Below are 20,146 nucleotides of genomic sequence, written 5' to 3' on the forward strand. Positions count from 1 at the left end.
TCCGGGTCGTCCGGCCGTCCTGCCCGTCCGGCCCCGGTTTTCCGGCGGCCGGACGGGATCCGGCAAGGTCACGCGTGCGCGGGCACCACCAACTCCCGGTAGTCGTCGCTCCACAGGTCCTCCTCCGCCTCCGGCAGCAGCAGCACCCGGTCCGGCCGCAGCGCGTCGACGGCGCCCTCGTCGTGCGTGACCATCACGATCGCGCCCGGGTACGTGCCCACCGCGGCCAGGACCTCGGCACGGGAGGCCGGGTCGAGGTTGTTGGTGGGCTCGTCGAGGAGCAGCACGTTCGCGCCCGAGTGCACCAGGCCGGCCAGGGCGAGCCGGGTCTTCTCGCCGCCGGAGAGGACACCGACGCGCTTGCCGGCGTCGTCGCCGGAGAACAGGAACGCGCCCAGGACCTGGCGGACTTCGCCGTCGGCGAGGTGCGGGGCGGCACCCGCCAGGTGCTCACGGACCGTCAGTTCCGGGTCCAGCGTGTCGTGTTCCTGGGCGAAGTAGCCGAGGCGCAGCCCGTGCCCGTGGACCACCCGGCCGCCGTCCGGCGTGTCCTGCCCGGCGAGGATCCGCAACAGGGTCGTCTTTCCGGCGCCGTTGGGCCCGAGCACCACCAGGCGGCTGCCCCGGTCGACGGCGAGGTCGACGCCCCGCAGCACGTGCTGCCCGCCGTACGACCTGGTCAGGCTGACGGCGCGGAGCGGGATCCGGCCACAGGGCGCCGGCTCGGGCAGCCGGATCCTGGCCGTCTTCTCGGCGCGCCGGGCCGGTTCGAGGTCCGTGAGCATCCGGTCGGCCCGGCGGGCCATGTTCCGCGCGGCCACCGCGGTCGCCACCCGGGCCCGCATCTTGTCGGCCTGGGCGTGCAACGCCGCCGCCTTGCGCTCGGCGTTCGCCCGCTCGCGGGCCCGGCGCCGCTCGTCGGCGTCCCGCTGGGCCAGATACTCGTCCCAGCCGGTGTTGTGGACGTCGAGTGCGGCACGCCCCGGGTCCAGGTGGAAGACCCGGTTCACGGTGCCGGCCAGCAGGGACGTGTCGTGGCTGATCATCACGAGCCCGCCCTGGTGGCCGTTGAGGAACCCGCGCAGCCAGGCGACCGAGTCCGCGTCCAGATGGTTCGTCGGCTCGTCCAGCAGCAGAGTGCCGTGCCCGGCGAACAGGATGCGGGCCAGCTCCACGCGCCGGCGCTGACCGCCCGACAGGGCGCGCAGCGGCCGTTCCATCAGACCCGCCGGCAGTCCGACCCCGGCGGCGACCCGGGCGGCCTCCGCCTCGGCCGCGTATCCGCCGCGCGCCTGGAACTCGGCCTCGGCCCGCACATAGGCGTTCATCGACCGCTCCGTCCCGTCGGCCATCGCGGCCTCGGCGCGGCGCAGCGCCCGTACGGCGTGGTCCAGGCCGCGCGCGGACAGGATCCGGTCGGTGACGGTGACCGACTGGTCGGCCGCGCGCGAGTCCTGCGGGAGATGGCCGACGTCCCCGGTACGGGTGACGGTCCCGGCGGCGGGTCGCAGGGTGCCCGCCAGGGTGTGCAACAGGGTGGTCTTTCCCGCGCCGTTGCGGCCGACCAGACCGATGCGGTCGCCGGGGGAGACGTGGAAGGAGACGCCGGACAGCAGCAGACGCGCGCCCACGCGCACGTCGACGTCACGAACGGTGATCATGAGAAAACGCTCCGAACAAGCAAGAGGACACACGGGTGGCGTGGAAGCGGGTCCTCGGCTAGGAAATTCGGGGCGTAGACATGGACGTCACGCTAACGGAGGCGCCTGCCGGGCGCCTCCGATTTTCCGCGGCGGTCGGCGTCATGGCAGCTCGAAGCCGAGTGCCCGCGCGGCCTCCTCCGGCGTCGGCTGAGCCCAGCGCTCCGTCACCGCCTGGTTGGACGACAGCGAACGGGACTCGGCGCGGTCCAGATACAGAACCCCGTCGAGATGGTCCGTCTCGTGCTGCACGATCCGCGCGGGCCAGCCCGTGAACACCTCGTCCAGCGCGTGCCCGCGTTCGTCCTGCCCGGTCAGCCGCACTTCGGCGGGCCGCGCCACCACCGCCTGCCAGCCCGGCACGCTCAGACAGCCCTCGAAGAACGCGGCCCGCGCGCCGCCGACGGGCTCGTAGGCGGGGTTCACCAGCACCCGGAACGGCTGCGGCACCCGCCCGCGCGCCAGCCGCACCTCCTCAGGCACCGGCGCCGGGTCCTCGATCACGGCGATCCTCAGCTCCACACCGACCTGCGGCGCCGCAAGGCCCACCCCCGGCGCCGCGCGCATGGTGATCCGCAGGGCCTCGACGAACCGGGCCAGCAGCGCGGGCCCCAGCTGGCCGTCGTACGGCTCGGTGCCGCGCCGCAGCACCGGATCACCGGCCGCCACGATGGCCAACGGGCCGCCACCGGCGAGGAGTTCCTCGACCCGCTCGGCCAGGGGTGCGTGATCGCTCGGAGTTCCCATCGCGTCAGGATGACACGCCACCCCCCGCCCTCATGTGTCGCACGTCACACACCCTCCCCGGGAACTGGACGCCCCTTCAGCCCGACTACTGCACCGCAACGGCCACGAAGACGTCCCCGGGAGAACCTGCCGATGACCACCGCTCCCTCGACCACCACGGACGAGGTCCCGCCACCCGCCACCCCGGCACCGTCGAAGAACACCTGGGCCCCCCTGCGCCCGCTGATCCTCCGCCTGCACTTCTACGCCGGGGTCCTGGTGGCGCCGTTCCTCCTGATCGCTGCCACCACCGGCCTGCTGTACGCCGCCTCCTTCCAGGCCGAGAAGATCGTGTACGACCATGAACTGACCGTCCCCGCAGGCGAGCGGAAGCTGCCGATCAGCGAGCAGGTGGCCGCCGCCCGCAAGGCCCACCCCGAGGGCACGGTCTCGGCCGTACGGCCCTCACCCGAGGCGGACGCGACGACCAGGGTGATGCTGTCCGGTGTCCCGGGCGTCGACGAGGGACACACGCTCGCCGTGTTCGTCGACCCGTACACCGCGAAGGTGCGCGGCTCCCTCGACCAGTACGGCTCGACCGGCGCGCTGCCGCTGCGCACCTGGATCGACGAGTTCCACCGGGACCTGCACCTGGGCGAGTCGGGCCGGCTGTACAGCGAACTGGCGGCCAGCTGGCTGTGGGTGATCTCGGCCGGGGGACTGGTGCTGTGGTTCTCCCGCCGCCGTGCCCTGCGCAAGGTGCGGGGCACGAACGGCCGGCGCCGCACCCTCGGACTGCACGGCAGCGTCGGCGTGTGGGCGGCGGCCGGGTTCTTCTTCCTCTCGGCGACCGGTCTGACCTGGTCGGCCTACGCCGGGGCCACCATCGACGAGCTGCGGACCTCGCTGGGGCAGGCCACGCCGTCGGTGTCGGCGTCGGCGGGCGGTGAACACGCCGGCCACGGCTCCGCCGCCGGGCAGGCGGGAGACGCCGCGCACGGGGTGGGCCTGGACAAGGTCCTGGCCGCGGCCCGGTCCGAGGGCCTGGGCGACCCGGTGGAGATCGTGCCGCCGGCGGACGCGAAGTCGGCGTACGTCGTCAAGCAGGTGCAGCGCAGCTGGCCCGAGAAGCAGGATGCCGTCGCGATCGACCCGGCCAGTGGCCAGGTCATGGACGTGGTGCGGTTCGCCGACTACCCGGTGCTCGCCAAGCTCACCCGGTGGGGCATCGACCTGCACACCGGCATCCTGTTCGGCCTGGCCAACCAGATCGCCCTGATGCTGCTCGCGCTCTGCCTGATCCTGCTGATCGTCTGGGGCTACCGCATGTGGTGGCAGCGCGGCCGCGGCACCGCCTTCGGCCGCCCGATCCCACGCGGCGCCTGGCAGCAGGTGCCGCCACAGATCCTGGTCCCGCTGCTGGCGGGGGTCGCCGTACTCGGCTACTTCCTGCCGCTGTTCGGCATCCCGCTCGCGGCCTTCCTGGCCGTCGACATCGTGCTGGGCGAGATCGCCTACCGGCGGGGACGGCGGACGTACGGAGCAGGAACGCCGGCGCGGTAGCGGACCGGCCGACGGGGCAGGTGCCCGGCTCCCCGCGGGGAGCCGGGCACAGTCAGGTACGTACCGGTCAGCGCTGCTCGAAGTCACCCGCGAGCGCGGAGGCGATCCGCAGGTGCGGCTCCGCCTCCTCGTGCCGGTTCTGCCGCTGGAGCGTGCGGCCGAGCATCAGCCGGGCGTAGTGCTCGACCGGGTCCCGCTCGACGATCGTCCGCAACTCGGCCTCCGCGCGGCGCAGTTGGGCCGAGTGGTAGTAGGAGCGCGCCAGCAGCAGCCGGGGCCCGGTCTGCTCGGGCACCTCCTCGACCAGCCCGCCCAGGACCCGCGCGGCGGCGGCGTAGTCCTTGGCGTCGAAGAACATCTGCGCGCGCTCCCAGCGCTCTGCCGGTGTCCCATGGGCGTAGTACGTCGCGTCGTAGGTCGTGTTCACTCGTGCCTCCTTCGAGGCCGACAACCGGACAGGTTGGTTTAATATTCCACTAAAGGCGACCGCTGCTCGGTAAGGGCGGCCGGCCGACACGGGAGCCCGGGCGCGGCCCGAATGACGCGCGACGCGGGCCCGTCCACCGGACTAGGTTGTGCGCCATGAGCAATCTTGAGCGCGAGGCGGTTCCCTCCCCGTGTGGTGGCCGCGGTTTCGTCGTAGCCGAGCCGGTTCGCGAACTCCTCAGTCCGCGCCACGTCAAGCTGGGCGAATCCAGCGAGGTCCGCAGGCTGCTGCCCAACCTCGGCCGCCGTATGGTCGGCGCCTGGTGCTTCGTCGACCACTACGGCCCCGACGACATCGCCGACGAACCCGGCATGCAAGTGCCGCCGCATCCCCACATGGGCCTCCAGACGGTGAGCTGGCTGCACGAGGGGGAGGTGCTGCACCGCGACTCCACCGGCAGCCTCCAGACGATCCGGCCGCGCGAACTGGGCCTGATGACCTCCGGCCGGGCGATCAGCCACTCCGAGGAGAGCCCCCGCTCGCACGCCCGTTTCCTGCACGGCGCGCAACTGTGGGTCGCCCTCCCCGACGGCCACCGCCACACCGACCCGCGCTTCGAACACCACGCCGACCTGCCGGTCGTCACGGCACCCGGTATCAAGGCGACGCTCATCCTCGGTGACCTCGACGGCGCGACCTCGCCCGGCACGGCGTACACCCCGATCACCGGCGCCGACCTGGCCCTCACCCGGGGCACGGACGTACGCCTCCCCCTGGAATCGGACTTCGAGTACGCCGTCCTGTCCATGTCCGGCGAGGCCCACGTGGACGGCGTCCCGGTTCTGCCCGGCTCGATGCTCTACCTCGGCTGCGGCCGCAGCGAACTGCCGCTGCGGGCGGAGTCGGACGCGGGCCTGATGCTGCTGGGCGGGGAGCCGTTCGAGGAGGAGCTGATCATGTTCTGGAACTGGATCGGACGGTCGCAGGAGGAGATCGAGCAGGCGCGTCGGGACTGGATGGAAGGGTCGCGGTTCGGGGAGGTGAAGGGGTACGACGGGGACCCGCTGCCGGCACCGGAGCTGCCGCCGGTGCCCTTGAAGCCGCGGGGGAGGGTGCGCTGACCTGCGGAAACGCGCGAGCGTTGGTGGCCGCGGGGCGGAAGACGGTCGGGCCGTTCTCGCTGTCTTCCACCTGCTTGCCGGAAGGCGTCCGAGGGCGTCGGCCGGCGGTGCCCCTACGGGGCACCCATTTCGGGTGCCCGTAGAAGTCGATGGCGGGTTTGGGGGCGTGGATCAGGTCGGCTCAGGCAGGGAGCGGACCGTCGTCTCGTCTGCGCGCGGTTGTTCCACCGGGGTTCCGTCGCCGGGAGTGCGGGGAACCAGTCCGATCAGTGCGGCACCGAGGATGCCGGGGACGGCGAGGGCGTAGAAGTTCCACTGGAGTGCCAGACCGGCTCCGATGATGAGCCCGAGCAGGGGCGGGGCGAGCATGGAGCCGATGCGGCCGAAGCCCAGCGTCCAGCCCAGCGCTGTGGCGCCCATCCGTACCGGGTAGTACTTGGAGACGTAGGCGAGGAGGAACGTCTGCGTCCCCATCGCCCCGACACCCCCCAGCGCGACGGCCGCGTACAGCACCGCCGTGGGCAGCCGCAGGCTGAGCAGGATCACGGCCACGCCGGCCAGGAGGTAGGTCGTGACGATGATCGGCTTCGAGCCGAGCCGGTCGGCGGCCAGGGAGATGAGGAGTTGGCCGACGACAGCGCCGAGGTTGAACATGAGCAGGAAGCCGAGTGCGGAACCGGAGGAGTAGCCGGCCCGGCGCATGATCTCCGGGAGCCAGGTGTTGTATCCGTAGATCATGAACAGGCACAGGCAGGACATGGCCAGGAAGCACAGAGTCGCCACGACGTAGTCGCGCGAGAGCAGGGCCTTCACCGGCGGCATGCTGTCCGAGCCGGTTCCGGTCGGCGCCGGTGCTGCATTCTGAGTGTCTTCCAGAGGGATGTTCCAGCGCCGGGCTGTCTTCTCCGCCTCGGCGTGCCTGCCCTTCGCCCGGAGGAAGGCGATCGACTCGGGCAGGAACTTCAGGGCCACCGGCACGACCAGGACGAGCGGGAGGAGACCGAGCAGGAACATTGCCTGCCAACCGAAGCGGGGTATCACGAACATCCCGGTGAAGGCGGCGATGATGCCCCCCACGGGAAAGCCGCTGAAGATGATCGCGAAGACCAGGTTGCGTGCCTTGGGGTGTGAGTATTCACCGCTGAGCGCGGAGGCGGTCGGCAGTACACCACCGAGGCCGAGGTCGGCGAGGAACCGGAAGATGCCGAACACCTCCGGGGAGGTGGCGATCGCGCACAGGCCGGTCATCACCGAGAACCAGGCCAGACAGCCGATCAGCATCCTGCGCCGGCCCAGTATGTCGGTGAGCGTGCCGACGGTCGTGGCTCCTATGAGCATCCCGATCAGAGCGAAGGAACCGATGAGACCGGCACCGGCAGGAGTCAGACCCCACCCGTGTTCGTGGAGCAGGGACGGGATGACAGCGCCGTAAATGACCACGTCGTATCCGTCGGCGACGATGGCGAACCCACAGATCGCGAGGACCAGCAAGGTCACCGGAGGCCAGGTGGCTTTGCCGCCACTTCCTCCGCGGCTCTCTTCGTGCATGACAGTTCCTCTCACTGAGCTTTGTCGGTGGGGTCTCTCTCGCGTTGAATGCGGCGTGCGCAGGTTCGTCGGTGGCAGTCGCAGGCCGACCGGAGTCATGTCGGGGCATGGACGCGAAGGCTGCAGGCACACGCAGCCTGGATCAGCGAGTGTCGTTGAGGCGATGGCCTGAGTGCATCGCCCGCAGCTCGTCTTGCACCGCTAAGTGTGCACACTATTACGGGGCTGTAAAGGGCTGCGTACGGGAAACCTGCCTCCGGTGTGCGGCGTGGGCGGCGGGCTGGGGGTGTCGCTCGGTGGCAGTCATGTCTGAGCTGGTTAGCACGGGAGCCCTGGCGGCGATGCGGCGAATGTCCCGGTGGGATTGCGGTTCGGGGGCCCCGGGGCGACTTCAGGCCGTGCATCACTCGAAGAGTTAGTGTGTATGCACATCCAGGGTGCGTCTCCTCAGGAGCCAAGCCCCCGGGAAATGCCGCGGCCAGCCAGCACAACAGCCGGTACCAGCAGGTGGGTTCGGGCGTCGGCGCCCACCACGGACAGGGCCGCGACCACGCGGCCTTTCGCGTCGGTGACCGGTGCCGCCACCGAATAGGCGTCCCGGCTCATCTCTTCGCGTACGACCGCGACGCCGGTCCGTCGGCACTCCGCCAGCGTCAGACGCAGTGTGGCCGGATCAGTGACGGTCCTGGGGGTGAAGCGGGCCAGGCCGTCCCGTACGACCTCGGTGAACAGGTCCTCGCCGGCGTGGGCCAGCAGCACTTGGCCGACGGCGGACGCGTGCAGGGGCAGCCGACCCCCGACTTGGGACACCACCGGGACCGCTCCCGCCGCGGAGATCTTCTCGACGACCAGGGCCTCGCTACCGTCGAGGACGGCCAGTTGCACGTGCTGTCGCGTGGCGGCGTGCAAGTCCTCCATGACGGGCATCGCCCGGACCCGTAGCGGCAGCCCGCGAGGGTTGAGCGTCCCCAGCTCCCACAGGCGCAGGCCGATGACGTAGGAGCCGCTCGGCAGGCGTTCCAGTGCGCCCCATGCCGTCAGTTCGCCGACCAGCCGGTGCGCGGTGGCGTGGCGGAGGCCGGTGAGGCGGCAGACCTGGGCGAGGGTCAGCTCCGGGCGTTCCTGTGTGAACGCGTCCAGGATCGCCAGGGCCCGGGAGGTGACCGTGCGGCCACGGTCACTGCTGTTGGCCGTGTCGGGTCCTTTCGCCGTAGTGGCGGGCCTTCCGCCTCGGTCATTCTCCGGTTGGCAGCAGACGGCGGGCAGGAAGGTGTCCGTTCAACGGACATCGTACTGACCATCGTGGGGTCTGCCCCTGACTCTCACTCCCAGTCCGACAGTCGAAGGGAGTCCGAGTATGCGCATGACCGGGACGTCGCGAGGCGGCGGTGGCCATGGCGCCGAGTCGCAAGCCGCGTCACAGAACGGGTCGTTGCTGCGTTTCGAGCACGAGAGCCTGGCCCAGCGGGTCTGCTTCGCCTCGGGTGCGGCGGCGGCGCGGGTACGGGCGGAGGTGGAGCGGCTCGGCGCGTCGCGGGTGATGGTGATCGCGGCTCCCGCCGAGGCCGAGCTCGCGCAGACGGTCACCGCCGATCTGCCGGTCGTGCTGCTGTGGGACGAGGTGGTGATGCACGTGCCCGTCGAGGTGGCCGAGCGGGCTCGCGCCGCGGCGGCGGAACACCGGGCGGATCTGTTGCTCAGCGTCGGTGGCGGTTCCACCACCGGTTTGGCGAAGGCGGTAGCGCTGACCTGTGGGCTGCCGATCGTCGCCGTTCCCACCACGTACGCGGGTTCGGAGGCCACGAGCGTATGGGGCCTGACCGAGCAGGCACACAAGACCACCGGAGTCGACGCACGGGTCCTGCCGCGCTGCGTCGTGTACGACGCGACGTTGACGGTGTCCTTGCCGGTGCCGATGAGTGTCGCGTCGGGGCTGAACGCGCTGGCGCACTGCGTCGACGCGATGTGGGGCCCCCGCGTGGATCCGGTCGACCAGGCGCTGGCGGGAGAGGGGATCCGTGCGCTGGCCGCGGGTCTGCCCGCGGTGGTCGCCGACCCGGCCGGCCTTCCGGGCCGCGAGCAGACGCTGTACGGCACGTATCTGTCCGCGGTGGCGTTCTCGTCGGCGGGTTCGGGACTGCATCACAAGATCTGTCATGTCCTGGGCGGCATGTACGACCTGCCGCACGCCCAGACCCACGCGGTCGTGCTGCCCTACGTGCTGGCGTTCAACGCACCCGCCGCCCCGCAGGCCGAACAACGGATCGCGGCCGCCTTCGGTGCCGGTTCGGCGATCGATGGGCTGGAAGGGCTCCGGCGTGACGTGGACGCGCCGAAGGCACTGCGCGACTACGGGTTGAAGGAGACCGAGGCCGACGATGCGGTACAGGCGGTCCTGGACGTGGTGCCGGACGGGAACCCGCGTCCGGTGACGGCCGAGGACGTTCAGCGCCTGCTCCGTGCGGCGTGGCGGGGGGCGGACCCGCGAACGATGACCGCCGGGGTGACCGACGACTCGACGACCACGGCTCGATGACGAGGAGAACTCATGCGGAGTGAGACGAACAGGGTTGCCGCGCAGGTTGCCGCCGAGCAGCAGGCACGTGAGCAGGCCCTGGTGGACAAGGTCGTGGCCTCGTTCAGGACCGCCGAGGACCTGCGGCTGAAGCAGCTGATGCAGGCCCTGACCCGGCACCTGCACGCCTTCCTGCGCGAGGTGCGCCTGACCGAGGCGGAGTGGGACGCCGCGATCCGGTTCCTCACCGCAGCCGGGCACATCACCGACGACAAGCGGCAGGAGTTCATCCTGCTGTCGGACGTGCTCGGGGCGTCCATGCAGACGATCGCGATCAACAACGAGGCGTACGCGAACGCGACCGAGGCGACGGTGCTCGGCCCCTTCTTCGTCGAGGGCTCACCCGAGATCCCGTTGGGCGGGGACATGTCCTTCGGCGCCGCCGGGCAGCCGTGCTGGGTCGAGGGCACGGTCACCGGCACCGACGGGAAGCCGGTGCCGGGGGCCCGCATGGAGGTGTGGGAGGCCGACGAGGACGGCTTCTACGACGTGCAGTACGACGACGACCGCACCGCGGCGCGCGGCCATCTGTTCAGCGACGAGACGGGCAACTACCGGTTCTGGGCGATCACCCCGACCCCGTACCCGATTCCGCACGACGGTCCGGTCGGCGCGCTGCTCGCCGCGGTGGGCCGTTCCCCCATGCGCGCCTCGCACCTGCACTTCGACGTCCGCGCCGAAGGCAAGCGAACCCTGATCACGCACATATTCGTCCGCGGCGACGAACTCCTCGACAGTGACGCCGTGTTCGGTGTCAAGGACTCGCTCGTCCACGACTTCGTGGAGCACCCCGCGGGCACACCCACTCCCGACGGCCGCGATCTCGGGGGCCGGTCCTGGTCGAGTGTCCGCTTCGACATCGTCCTCGCTCCCGCGGACGCAGCGGGAGCGGGCTTCCTTCGGGCGACAGGAGCCGGTGAATGATCAGCGAGGACAAGAGACGAACGCCCGCCCCGCGCGTCGCCGTGGTCGGTGGCGGAATCGGCGGTCTCGCCACCGCGGCGTTCCTGCACCGGGCCGGGCTGGAGGCGACCGTGTACGAGCAGGCGCCCGCCCTCACCGAGGTCGGCGCGGGCCTCGTCGTCTCCCCGAACGCCGTGCGGCTGCTGCGCAGCCTCGGCCAACTGGACCGCTTCCGTGAGCGCGCGGTGCCGCTGCAGGTCGGATGGGAGTTCCGGCGCTGGGAGGACGGGCGCGTGCTGTTCTCCCAGAACCTCGGCGAGGAGTGCGAACGGCGCTTCGGCGAGCAGAGTTACGTCGCCCACCGCGCCGATCTCCTCGCCGCGGTGCGGGCAGCGGTCCCCGAGGCGTCGCTGCGGCTCGGGTCCAGGCTCGCCCGCCTGTGCCGACTGGACGAGGGTGTGGAGCTGACGTTCACCGACGGCGCACAGGAGTTCGCCGACGTGGTCGTCGGTGCCGACGGCGTCCACACCACCGTGGGGCAGTACGTGACCGAGGCGGGCTCACCCCGCTTCTCGGGCATCTGCGCCTGGCGGTGCCTCGTACCGGCCGAGAGAGCACCGGAGTTCGCGCGCCGCCCGGTCCAGACACTGTGGCTCGGCCCTGACCGTCACCTGGTCCACTATCCGATCTCCGCGGGCGAGCAGATCAACATCGTCGCGTTCGGGCCGGCGTACGACTGGACGACGGAATCCTGGTCGGCCGAGGGGCGGATCGAGGACCTGCGCGCCGAGTTCGCCAACTGGTCCTACGACCTGCGAGCACTCCTCGCGGCCGCCGAGCGCACTGGACGGTGGGCGCTGCTCGACCGTGACCCGCTGCCCCGCTGGACGAACGGGCCGGTCGCGTTGCTCGGCGACGCGGCCCACCCGATGTTCCCCTTCTTCGCCCAGGGAGCGGCACAGGCGATGGAGGACGCCGCCGTCCTGGCGGGCTGCCTCGCCGACCGGCCGGAAGACCCCTGTGCCGCGCTGCGCCGGTACGAGGCCATACGCCGCCCGCGCGCCACCCGCGTGCAGCAGATGAGCCGGGGCAGGGCGGAGAGCAACCACCTGCCCGACGGTCCCGCTCAGCAGGCCAGGGACGCCTCGTTCTCGAGCGCGGACCCCTTCGCCCACAACGGGTGGATCTACGGGCACGACGCCGAGCTGTCCATGCGGGAAGCACTGGCGGCCGGCTGAGCCGTGGGGGGGCAGGAGTTCCCGTGCCGCCGCAGGGGTCGCGCACCCTGCGGCGGCACGGTTCGGTGCGCTCAGCAGTCGATGGTGAGGGAGGCGCCCGCGGCACGGGAAACGCACGCACACATCACCTGGCCCTGCCGGCGCTGACGTTCCGACAGGAACACGTCCCGGTGATCGACCTTGCCCGCCACGTCGAGGATCGTCACTCTGCACAGGCCGCACTCGCCGCGGCGGCAGTCGTACATCATCTCCACTCCTGCGGCTTCCAGGGCGTCCAGGAGGCTCGTGCCGACGGGTACCTCGAAGCTCAGCCCGCGCGTGGGAACCTCCACGCGGAACGCTTCCGCGGCCACGGCGCCGCTCGTGCCGAACGTCTCGAAGCGGAGTTCACCGGGTGGCCTGGCAGCCCGTTCCCACGCCGCTCGAACAGCGGTGAGCAGCCCGATCGGACCGCAGACGTACAGCACGCCACCCTCCGGGACCGACGCGACGACCTCGTCGGGGTCGACGAAGGTTCCGGGCCTGTCCTCGACGACCGTGACCCTGCCGGGGTGTTCCCGCTCGAGGTCGTCGGCGAAGGCCATCCGGTCGCGGGACCGGCCGGCGTAGACGAGCCGGTAGTCGGCCCCTCGCGTGCGGAGGGCGCGGGCGAGCCCGACGATGGGTGTGATCCCGATGCCGCCTGCGAGGAGCACGCTCGGCAGGCGCCCCGGGCTGAGCGGGAACGCGTCGATCGGGCCCGCGAAAGTGATCTCCGAGCCGGGACGCAGGTCGTGCATCCACCTCGATCCTCCGCGTCCGTCCTGCTGGAGGCGTACGGCGATGCGGAGCAGTCCGTCGTCCTGGCCCTGGTCGACCAGCGAGTAGGAGCGGGTCTCCGGCCCGGCCGGCAGGGGAACGGTGATGTCGATGTGGCTGCCCGGCGGGACCGTTCGGACGGCTCTGGACGTGCGCAGCACCAGTTCCACGATGCCGGGTACGAGTTCGGTGCGTGTCACCAGGACCGCGGTGTCGGCGGTGCTGGTCATGCCGTCTCCCTCGTGGTCGCCGCGACGGCCGCCAGACGGCCCGGGGCTGTGCGGTCCCGCCCCTGCTCCCGCGCGACCTGTGCGTCGATGATCCGGCGCACCCACATCCCGCCGATGTCGATGTTGAGGTTGTAGAACTCGTGCCCGGGGTTGGCCTCGATCGCCCGCTGCTGCGCGTTGAGCATGTCGGCGTCCTGGCCGAAGACCCGCGAGACGCTGTTACGGAGCAGGGTGGTCAGGCTCTGGTCGTGGAGGTGGTAGTTGCGGGTGAAGGCCCAGAAGTAGTGGCAGGTGCCGGCCGCGGCGGGCGTGACCGTGTTGAGTACGTAGCCGTTCACGCCCGCGCTCCGGTCGCCTTCCGGGGCCCCGGTTCCGGTCGGCGCGACACCGACGTCGATGGTGATCGTCGAGGGAGCGGTGAAGCGGATGACCTGCCACCGGTCGACGGGGCCGTCATGGGCGGGATTCTTGCGGCGCAGTTGCATGGCCAGGAAGGGCGGCGCCTCGATCCCCCGCATCCACCGGGTGAGCGTGACCGAATGGTCGTCGTGGGCGACGTCCGGTTCGGCTTCGGAGAGTTCGTCGCTCGCGAGGCTGTCGGCGTGCAGGAACTGCTCGTGGGTCAGGTCCATGAGGTTGTCGAGGACCAGCCTGTAGTCGCAGTCGAGGAGGATGCTCTCGCCGTCCCCGGCCCACTGCGGATCCTCGTTCCAGTGCAGGTCCGGGACGAGATCGGGATCGGCTGCCGCGGGGTCGCCCAGCCAGACCCAGACGAACCTGTGCCGTTCCACGACCGGGTGGGAGGCGACGGCGGCGGAGGGGTTGAGGGTCTCCTGCGCGGGCATCCGGGTGCAGCGGCCGTTGGGGCCGTAGGCGAGGCCGTGGTAGCCGCAGACCACGTCGTCACCGTGCAACTCGCCCATCGACAACGGCACGAGACGGTGCCAGCAGGCATCGGCGAGCGCCACCGCCTCCCCGGAAGTGGTGCGGTACAGCACGAGCGGGCGCTCGCAGATGGTGCGTGGCAACAGGGTGCGACCGACTTCGGTGTCCCATGCCGCGGCGTACCAGGCATTCAGCGGGAACATGAGTTCTCCTCGTCTGGTTGTCGGCGCGCTGCCCGTCCGTCGGCGATGGCCGGCCGAAAGCGCGGACCGCGGCGCGAAAGGCGTACTCTCACCGGAACGCTAAGCACAGCGGAGGAATGAATCCAATGAATGCTGGAAATGCTGTGCAATCACACCGTCAATGAACCGCGCGCATCAGCTGCTTTCGCAGCCACACCCGTCCGGGGTCGCCGGCCGTGCGCGGATTCCACACCAGATCGATACCGAGCGACGGCAATGGAATCGGCGCCTCCATGACCCGGAGCCCGTGCTGGGCCGCCAGTTGCCGGGCCAGCCGGCGCTGCAGCAACGCGATCATGGGTGTGCCGCTCACCATTGAGGGGATCATGAGGAACTCGAAGACGACGCACCGCACGTGGAGATCGGGGATCAACCGGGCCAGGGCTTGCTGCGCGCCGACCCGCCCTCCTTCCCACTCGAACACCACGTGAGGCAGCCGGGCGAGGTCGTCGACGGTGAGCGCCGCGCCGATGCGGTCGTTGTCCGCGTCGGCGACGACGACCCAGTCCTCGTGGTAGAGCCGTTCCCTCGGCAGCGTCGTCGGCACGGTGTCCGGCAGTAGCGTCACGTCCGCGGTCGCGTCGCCGCGGGTGAGGTCCATGGCGGAATCGGGCGGTTCCAGGTGCAGGCGGACACCCGGTGCGGACACGGCGAGCGCGGCACTGAGGGCCGGAAGGACGGTCAGGGCCGAGGCGCTGGTCGCGGCGATGCGGAAGATGCGGTCCGAGGTCGCGGGATCGAACGTCGGAGGCGTGAGTACGTGATGGGTGGCGGTCTCCAGGATCAGGTTGACCGGTCCGACCAGCGCGCCGGCGCGCTCGGTGAGGACGTAGTGGCGGCCGACCCGGACGAGCAGTTCGTCGCCGAGTGTGCGCCGCAGCCGCTGGAGGGCGTTGCTCATGGCCGGCTGGGTCAGTCCGACCGCCTGGGCGGCGCGGGTGACACTGCGGTGCTCGAGGAGGGCGGCGAGCAGCGGGAGCAGATTGAGGTCGACTCGGTGCAGGCCGGTCGCGGTACTCGTCGATCGAATGGGGAAACTCACGCTTGGTATTCACCTCGCCCATGTATCGCATGCGGCATTTCTATTCGACGGATCGCCGGTACGGTATTACCGTCCGGGTATCGACAGAGCCAGGTCGATGCCGTCCCGTACTCGGCCGTCGGCAGGCTTCTGCGACGCGTTCCAAGCCGTCTTCGCCGACCTGGTTCCATTTCTTACACGACACCCGACCGAGGTTTTGCATGCCGACAATCGAGACGGACAGGAGCGAGCTGCGTCAGCTCGTCGAGGACTGGGCACTGTGGCGCGACGCCGGCGACTGGGAGCGGTTCGCCACCGTGTGGCATCCCGTAGACGGCTGGATGACGGCCACGTGGTTCCAGGGCCCGGCAACGGACTTCATCGCGATCAGCCGGGAGGGCTTCGACAACGGCGTCAGCATTCTCCACTTCCTCGGCGGTCACACCTCTGACGTCGTGGGCGACCGCGCCATGGCCCAGACCAAGATGACCATCAATCAGCGGGCCGAGGTCGACGGAGTGGAGGTCGACGTCGTCTGCACGGGGCGCTTCTACGACTTCTGCGCCCGCCACGAGGGCGCGTGGAAGATCGTCCGTCGGCAGCCGATCTACGAGAAGGACCGTCTCGACGTGGTCGATCCCTCCGCGACGCTGAGCCTGGACCCGCACCTGCTGGGCCGCTTCCCCGTGGGGTACCGCCATCTCGGCTACCTCCAGACGAAGGCCGGCTTCACGGTGAAGACCGGGCTGCCGGGCCTCACGGGTGAGGTCGTGCAGCGCCTCTACCAAGAGGGCGCGAAGTGGCTGGCTGGCTCGAGTACTCCGGGTGATCCTCACTGACCGGCCACTGATCGGCCTCACTGATGTGTCAGCAGGGCGCCTGCCGGGCGTAAGTCCGGTTCAGGCGCCCTTCGTCGTGGTGGAACCCCGGTGGGCCGGTCCGAGGGGACGACTGTTCCGTACCGTCCCCGAGGTTGTTCCGCCGGGGACAGGCCGGAATCCGGTGCTGTTATGCGTCCCAGTCCTCGGCGCGCAGGGTGAGTGCCACGCGCCCGAGGCTGTTGTCGTCCTCCATGTAGCGGTGGGCGTCGGCGGCGCGGGCGATGGTGAAGGTGCGGTCGACGACGGCACGGAAGCCGTTCTCCACCTGCGTCCACAGTTCCGCCACCGCGGCCGGGTTGCCGGTGCGTACCCCGATGATGCGGTGGCAGTCGGAGTACACGCGCCGCAGGTTGATCTTGACCTGGCCGCCGAGGAAGGCCCCGGAGGTGACCACAGCGCCACCGCGGGCCAGCGAGTCGATGGTGGCGTCCCAGACGGCCGGGTCACCGAGGTTGTCGACGGCGATGTCGACGCCACGACCGCCGGTCGCCTCCCGGACCCGCTCCACGAAGTCCGGCGCGTTGGTGTCGAGCACGAGGTCGGCTCCCGCCGCGGCCATGGCCGCGCGCTTCTGAGCCGAGCGGGAGGTCGAGATGATCCTCGCGCCCAGGTGCTGGGCGTAGGCGGCCGTCGTGGAGCCGAGAGCGGAGGAGGCGCCCTGGACAAGTACCCAGTGTCCGGGGCGGAGTCCTGCCTGGGTCATCTGGTTGGCGGCGACCGGGCCGAGGAGTGCGAGCGAGGCGGCCATCGCGGCCGGGATGCCGTCCGGGACCTTGTGGACGTTGCCCGCCGGCACCGCGCAGTACTGCGCGTAGGCGCCGGGGCGGTGGGTGCCTATCACGGTCAGGGCGTCGCAGACTTCCTCGCGGCCGTCGGCGCAGTAGGCACAGGTGCCGCAGGCGACGCCGGGCAGGACGGCCACGCGGTCGCCGACCTGGACGGAGTTAACGCCCTCGCCGAGGGCGGCGATCGTGCCGGCGTGGTCCGCGCCCAGGATGTGCGGCGGCTCGATCCTGGCGTAGGGGTGGTTGCCCGCGCGTGCCGTCAGGTCGAGCAGCCGGCCGATACCGACCGCAGCGACCTGGACGAGGACCTCGCCGGGGCCGGGGCGCGGGGTGTCGACCGTGGCCTGCTCCAGGACGTCGGGCGGTCCGAACCGGCGGAACAGCATGGCTCGCATGGTTGCGGGAACCGGCAGCGCTTCCGACCAGCCGAGTTCCGAAGCGACCGAGGTAATGCTCATGACGCCACCACCGTGTTCTCCAGGCGACCGATCCGCTCGATCTCGATGACTATTTCATCCCCGGCAGCCAGGAACTCCCCGCGCGGTACTCCGCAGCCGGCCGGTGTGCCGGTGAGGATGACGTCCCCGTGTTCCAGCCGGGCGATACGGCTGGCCGCCGCGATCACCTCGGGGATCTTCACCATCATCTGGGCGGTGGAGGAGTCCTGCTTCAGCACCCCGTTGATGCTGAGCTGGATCTTGAGGTCGTGCGGGTCGCTGATCTGCCAGGCGGGCACGAGGCCGGGGCCGAGCGGGCAGAATCCGTCCTGTCCCTTGTGGCCGACCCAGTCGAAGGTGAACGGCTCGGCGACCGGCGCGGCCAGCTTGAGCCGGTCCCGGGCCGAGACGTCGTTCGCCGCCATGTAACCGGCCACATGGGCCATGGCCTGCTCGGGCGGGAGGTTGCGGCCGCCGCGGCCGATGACGACGGCCAGTTCGGCCTCCCAGTCGACGCGCGCGCCGGGGTAGGAGGGCAGCGGCACCGGGTCCCCGGGCCCTGTCACGGTCGTCGTCGGCGGCTTGAGGAAGAAGTACGGATCACCCAGCTCGTCGGGGCGCTCGCAGCCCATCTCGGCGATGTGGTCCCAGTAGTTGGCGCCCGCGCAGATCACCTTGTGGGGATACGTCAGCGGCGGAGCCAGGCGGGCGCCCGCAACGGCGTCGGACACGGCCGGCGTCCAGCCGCGCAGCAGTGGTGTGAGCGACTCCCAGCGGCCCAGCACCTCCATCAGCGTGAGGCCCTCGGTCCCGGGCGGCCCCTGCACCACGGTCCCGTCGGTGTACGCACCGACGGCGACTTTCTCCGAGTCATCGACCCGGTACTGCACAAGCGACCATTCAGGCGGTGTCATGTTTCCTCCGACAGGCGGCTCTCTCAAAGTACGAGCACCATAGTGCATACACTTTGCGAGAGGAAGAGTGAGTCGCCGCGAGGTTCAGTGGATGTGGGCGGCGGACATGATCTGTGTTCCGCAATGGAAAAGCCTTGGCGGGCATCTGGACGTCCGACCCGAAAGGTGTACACACTTAGCTCGGTGCCCGTGCGGGATGCGGGTTCACCAGAACCATGAGGAGTGCACATGTTGCGTGTCAAAGGTCTCCTGCACTACGGACTCCAGGTGCCGTCACTGGACACCGGGGCGAGCTTCTACGGCGCCTTCGGGCTGGAGACCGCGGAGCGCGGCAACGCGGTGGTGATCCGCTGCGACGGCCGTGAGCAGGACCAGACGGTGCTGATGGAGGGACCGGTCAAGCGGTTTCACCACGTGGCGTTCGCGGTGGAGCCGGACTCGCTGCCCGAGTGGCAGCGGCACCTGGAGGGCCTGGGCCTGAAGCTGCTGGACGCGCCGGCCGAGGTGCCCGGCGGACTGTGGTTCCGCGATCATGAAGGGAACCTGGTCAACCTCCGGGACGAGGGGATCGCCCCGTGGCGCGAGTTCGGCACCACGGACGCCCAGGACGCCAACGTCGGTGACCGGGTCCGCCGCGTCGACCAGGCCCGCTGGCTGACCGCGACCGAGGAGACCCGCCCCCAGCGACTCGGGCACATGCTGATCTTCAGCTCCGATGTGAGCGCCTCCGAGGCCTTCTACACTCGCACGCTCGGGCTGCGTCTGTCGGACCGCATCATCAACGGCGGCCCCGTCTTCATGAACTCCGGTCCCGGCGACCACCATGTCTTCGGCTTCGTCCCGGGGGAGCACCCCGGCCTGCACCACTCCAGCTGGATGGTGTCCGACATCGACCAGATCGCCAAGGGCGCGCGGAACATGGCCGAGGAGGGCTACACGAAGGGCTGGGGCCTGGGCCGCCACACCCTCGGCTCGAACCTCTTCCACTACATCCAGGACCCCTGGGGCAGCTGGATCGAGTACTCCAGCGACATGGACTGCATCACCGAGGACTGGCAGCCCAACGACTGGGACTGCCCGGAAGCCGTCTGGGGCCCCGGGGCGCCGCCGGCCGACTTCATCACCAACCAGGAAGCCAGGCCCGCCTGACCGTCGTCATCGAGTGACTGCCGGAACGGCCGGAGCCGACGGCCCCGCCCCGGTCCTCTGACTCAAAGGAAGCGTTCATCCCATGCAACGGAGCATGCCTACCGAGCTGAGTGCGCTCCGCCCACCCGGCGAGCCCACCCGACAGCTGACTGTGGGTGTCTTCCCCGGCGCCGGCGGCGTGCATCTCTACCACGCCATCGACTCCGGGTACTTCCAGCAGGCCGGGCTGGAGGTGAACCTCGTGCCGGTCGTCTCCTCCGACCAGCAGATGACCGGCTGGAACGACGGCGACTTCGACCTCATGCACACCTCTCCCGACCACCTGCTGCGTGGGCTGCTGAAGCGCGACCCGGTGGCCGTCCGGGCGGAGGGCATGGGCGAACTCGCTGTTCACCGGCGCCCCGGAGCGCTGCTGCCGACCGACCGGTGGGCGGTCGACAACGCGCACAGCGCCTTCGCGTTCGTGCTGCGCGCCGTGCTCACCGACGTCGCCGGCTCGCCGGTGACCGACGGCCAACTCGTCCCGGTGGGCGGTACGTTGCAGAGGTTCCAGGCCCTGCCGACGGGCGCTGTCGACGGGACCACGTTGCACCCGCCGTTCGACGTCCTCGCAGGCGAGAAGGGGTTCCCGCGCGTAGGCGGCCACCTTCAGGTCGCACCCGACCTCATCACCAACGTGGTGGTCACTCCGCGTGAGACCGCAACCGCGTGGCACACCCGCGCCTATGCCGAGGTCTGCCGTATGAGCACCGAGGAACTGCTGGCCTCCGGCGCACCCGGCATCGAGGCGGCTCTGCTGCGGCACGGTTTTCCCGAGGCCGCCGCCCGGGCAGCGGTCCCCGGCCTCCTCGGGCCCGCCGGCCTGTCGACCCCACCCGAGGTGACCCTGCGCGGTATGGAGGCGGTGGCCGACCTGCGCCGCCGCTTCACGCCGGACCCGGAGCCCGCCTGCCCGCTCACGTCCCTGATCGGTCCCGGTCAGCCGACAATGAAGCAGGTCTGA

General features: G+C 70.6%; 18 protein-coding genes. 8 read left to right on the top strand and 10 right to left on the bottom strand.

Translation table 11 applies throughout. The features are described from left to right. Window positions 1-68 precede the first annotated feature (68 nt). Together ACH4G3_RS15935 and ACH4G3_RS15940 are read right to left on the bottom strand one after the other, a co-directional pair. Window positions 69-1,661, bottom strand: a complete 1,593-nt coding sequence (locus tag ACH4G3_RS15935; protein ID WP_397625010.1) for an ABC-F family ATP-binding cassette domain-containing protein — start codon at window positions 1,659-1,661, stop codon at window positions 69-71. 141 nt (window positions 1,662-1,802) lie between these two features. Further along, entirely contained in the window at window positions 1,803-2,447 is a 645-nt protein-coding gene (locus ACH4G3_RS15940) for a peptide deformylase (protein ID WP_397625011.1), read from the bottom strand. 132 nt (window positions 2,448-2,579) lie between these two features. Here ACH4G3_RS15940 and ACH4G3_RS15945 point away from each other — a divergent pair, with 132 nt between their 5' ends. After that, window positions 2,580-3,989, top strand: coding sequence for a PepSY-associated TM helix domain-containing protein (locus ACH4G3_RS15945; protein ID WP_397625012.1), 1,410 nt, complete (start codon window positions 2,580-2,582; stop codon window positions 3,987-3,989). 67 nt (window positions 3,990-4,056) lie between these two features. Here the strand turns inward: ACH4G3_RS15945 and ACH4G3_RS15950 are convergent, their stop codons facing one another. Beyond that, entirely contained in the window at window positions 4,057-4,347 is a 291-nt protein-coding gene (locus ACH4G3_RS15950; RefSeq protein WP_051185616.1) for a tetratricopeptide repeat protein, read from the bottom strand. 224 nt (window positions 4,348-4,571) lie between these two features. Here ACH4G3_RS15950 and ACH4G3_RS15955 point away from each other — a divergent pair, with 224 nt between their 5' ends. Beyond that, complete coding sequence (locus tag ACH4G3_RS15955; RefSeq protein WP_397625013.1) at window positions 4,572-5,537, top strand: pirin family protein; 966 nt, start codon at window positions 4,572-4,574, stop codon at window positions 5,535-5,537. Window positions 5,538-5,708: 171 nt separating this feature from the next. Here the strand turns inward: ACH4G3_RS15955 and ACH4G3_RS15960 are convergent, their stop codons facing one another. After that, a complete protein-coding gene (locus ACH4G3_RS15960; RefSeq protein ID WP_397625014.1) occupies window positions 5,709-7,085 on the bottom strand; it encodes an MFS transporter in 1,377 nt (458 codons plus the stop codon). 447 nt (window positions 7,086-7,532) lie between these two features. Then, window positions 7,533-8,351, bottom strand: a complete 819-nt coding sequence (locus ACH4G3_RS42390) for an IclR family transcriptional regulator (protein ID WP_449657601.1) — start codon at window positions 8,349-8,351, stop codon at window positions 7,533-7,535. A 169-nt stretch (window positions 8,352-8,520) separates the two neighbouring features. Between ACH4G3_RS42390 and ACH4G3_RS15975 the strand changes: the two genes are divergently transcribed. The 3 genes from ACH4G3_RS15975 to ACH4G3_RS15985 are packed head-to-tail and all read left to right on the top strand — an operon-like array spanning window position 8,521 to window position 11,801. Next, a complete protein-coding gene (locus tag ACH4G3_RS15975) occupies window positions 8,521-9,621 on the top strand; it encodes a maleylacetate reductase (protein WP_397625499.1) in 1,101 nt (366 codons plus the stop codon). Window positions 9,622-9,633: 12 nt separating this feature from the next. Further along, the gene (locus ACH4G3_RS15980; RefSeq protein ID WP_397625016.1) at window positions 9,634-10,584 is read left to right on the top strand and encodes a dioxygenase family protein; all 951 of its coding nucleotides are present in this window, start codon (window positions 9,634-9,636) and stop codon (window positions 10,582-10,584) included. Then, entirely contained in the window at window positions 10,581-11,801 is a 1,221-nt protein-coding gene (locus ACH4G3_RS15985) for an FAD-dependent monooxygenase (protein ID WP_397625017.1), read from the top strand. The genes ACH4G3_RS15980 and ACH4G3_RS15985 overlap by 4 nt, the downstream gene beginning before the upstream one ends. A gap of 71 nt (window positions 11,802-11,872) precedes the next feature. Here ACH4G3_RS15985 and ACH4G3_RS15990 read toward each other — a convergent pair whose 3' ends face one another. The 3 genes from ACH4G3_RS15990 to ACH4G3_RS16000 form a co-directional block, all read right to left on the bottom strand. Then, window positions 11,873-12,829, bottom strand: a complete 957-nt coding sequence (locus ACH4G3_RS15990) for a PDR/VanB family oxidoreductase (RefSeq protein ID WP_397625018.1) — start codon at window positions 12,827-12,829, stop codon at window positions 11,873-11,875. After that, window positions 12,826-13,917 carry an aromatic ring-hydroxylating dioxygenase subunit alpha gene (locus tag ACH4G3_RS15995; RefSeq protein WP_397625019.1) on the bottom strand — a complete coding sequence of 364 codons (1,092 nt, stop codon included), beginning with the start codon at window positions 13,915-13,917 and terminating at the stop codon, window positions 12,826-12,828. Before ACH4G3_RS15995 ends, ACH4G3_RS15990 begins: the two co-directional genes overlap by 4 nt. A 157-nt stretch (window positions 13,918-14,074) precedes the next feature. Then, window positions 14,075-14,998, bottom strand: a complete 924-nt coding sequence (locus ACH4G3_RS16000) for a LysR family transcriptional regulator (RefSeq protein ID WP_397625020.1) — start codon at window positions 14,996-14,998, stop codon at window positions 14,075-14,077. A 200-nt stretch (window positions 14,999-15,198) separates the two neighbouring features. On the opposite strand from ACH4G3_RS16000, the gene ACH4G3_RS16005 reads away from it, so the two are divergent. Further along, window positions 15,199-15,816, top strand: a complete 618-nt coding sequence (locus tag ACH4G3_RS16005; RefSeq protein WP_397625021.1) for a nuclear transport factor 2 family protein — start codon at window positions 15,199-15,201, stop codon at window positions 15,814-15,816. A 169-nt stretch (window positions 15,817-15,985) separates the two neighbouring features. Here ACH4G3_RS16005 and ACH4G3_RS16010 read toward each other — a convergent pair whose 3' ends face one another. Beyond that, on the bottom strand, window positions 15,986-17,101 hold the full coding sequence (locus ACH4G3_RS16010; RefSeq protein WP_397625022.1) for an alcohol dehydrogenase catalytic domain-containing protein: 1,116 nt from the start codon (window positions 17,099-17,101) through the stop codon (window positions 15,986-15,988). After that, window positions 17,098-17,994 (bottom strand): fumarylacetoacetate hydrolase family protein, encoded by an 897-nt coding sequence (locus ACH4G3_RS16015; RefSeq protein ID WP_397625023.1) that lies wholly within the window; start codon window positions 17,992-17,994, stop codon window positions 17,098-17,100. Before ACH4G3_RS16015 ends, ACH4G3_RS16010 begins: the two co-directional genes overlap by 4 nt. A gap of 228 nt (window positions 17,995-18,222) precedes the next feature. Here ACH4G3_RS16015 and ACH4G3_RS16020 point away from each other — a divergent pair, with 228 nt between their 5' ends. Then, window positions 18,223-19,143 (top strand): VOC family protein, encoded by a 921-nt coding sequence (locus tag ACH4G3_RS16020; RefSeq protein WP_397625024.1) that lies wholly within the window; start codon window positions 18,223-18,225, stop codon window positions 19,141-19,143. A gap of 94 nt (window positions 19,144-19,237) precedes the next feature. Beyond that, entirely contained in the window at window positions 19,238-20,146 is a 909-nt protein-coding gene (locus ACH4G3_RS16025; RefSeq protein WP_397625025.1) for an ABC transporter substrate-binding protein, read from the top strand.

Origin of the sequence: Streptomyces afghaniensis, assembly GCF_044327915.1 — a bacterium.
Taxonomy (GTDB): domain Bacteria; phylum Actinomycetota; class Actinomycetes; order Streptomycetales; family Streptomycetaceae; genus Streptomyces; species Streptomyces afghaniensis.

What these genes read in the sequence shown, in the direction of transcription:
- ACH4G3_RS15935 (WP_397625010.1), bottom strand. Translation starts at nt 1,661, where the DNA reads ATGATCACCGTTCGTGACGTCGACGTGCGCGTGGGCGCGCGTCTGCTG.
- ACH4G3_RS15940 (WP_397625011.1), bottom strand. Translation starts at nt 2,447, where the DNA reads ATGGGAACTCCGAGCGATCACGCACCCCTGGCCGAGCGGGTCGAGGAA.
- ACH4G3_RS15945 (WP_397625012.1), top strand. Translation starts at nt 2,580, where the DNA reads ATGACCACCGCTCCCTCGACCACCACGGACGAGGTCCCGCCACCCGCC.
- ACH4G3_RS15950 (WP_051185616.1), bottom strand. Translation starts at nt 4,347, where the DNA reads ATGTTCTTCGACGCCAAGGACTACGCCGCCGCCGCGCGGGTCCTGGGC.
- ACH4G3_RS15955 (WP_397625013.1), top strand. Translation starts at nt 4,572, where the DNA reads ATGAGCAATCTTGAGCGCGAGGCGGTTCCCTCCCCGTGTGGTGGCCGC.
- ACH4G3_RS15960 (WP_397625014.1), bottom strand. Translation starts at nt 7,085, where the DNA reads ATGCACGAAGAGAGCCGCGGAGGAAGTGGCGGCAAAGCCACCTGGCCT.
- ACH4G3_RS15980 (WP_397625016.1), top strand. Translation starts at nt 9,634, where the DNA reads ATGCGGAGTGAGACGAACAGGGTTGCCGCGCAGGTTGCCGCCGAGCAG.
- ACH4G3_RS15985 (WP_397625017.1), top strand. Translation starts at nt 10,581, where the DNA reads ATGATCAGCGAGGACAAGAGACGAACGCCCGCCCCGCGCGTCGCCGTG.
- ACH4G3_RS15990 (WP_397625018.1), bottom strand. Translation starts at nt 12,829, where the DNA reads ATGACCAGCACCGCCGACACCGCGGTCCTGGTGACACGCACCGAACTC.
- ACH4G3_RS15995 (WP_397625019.1), bottom strand. Translation starts at nt 13,917, where the DNA reads ATGTTCCCGCTGAATGCCTGGTACGCCGCGGCATGGGACACCGAAGTC.
- ACH4G3_RS16005 (WP_397625021.1), top strand. Translation starts at nt 15,199, where the DNA reads ATGCCGACAATCGAGACGGACAGGAGCGAGCTGCGTCAGCTCGTCGAG.
- ACH4G3_RS16010 (WP_397625022.1), bottom strand. Translation starts at nt 17,101, where the DNA reads ATGAGCATTACCTCGGTCGCTTCGGAACTCGGCTGGTCGGAAGCGCTG.
- ACH4G3_RS16015 (WP_397625023.1), bottom strand. Translation starts at nt 17,994, where the DNA reads ATGACACCGCCTGAATGGTCGCTTGTGCAGTACCGGGTCGATGACTCG.
- ACH4G3_RS16020 (WP_397625024.1), top strand. Translation starts at nt 18,223, where the DNA reads ATGTTGCGTGTCAAAGGTCTCCTGCACTACGGACTCCAGGTGCCGTCA.
- ACH4G3_RS16025 (WP_397625025.1), top strand. Translation starts at nt 19,238, where the DNA reads ATGCCTACCGAGCTGAGTGCGCTCCGCCCACCCGGCGAGCCCACCCGA.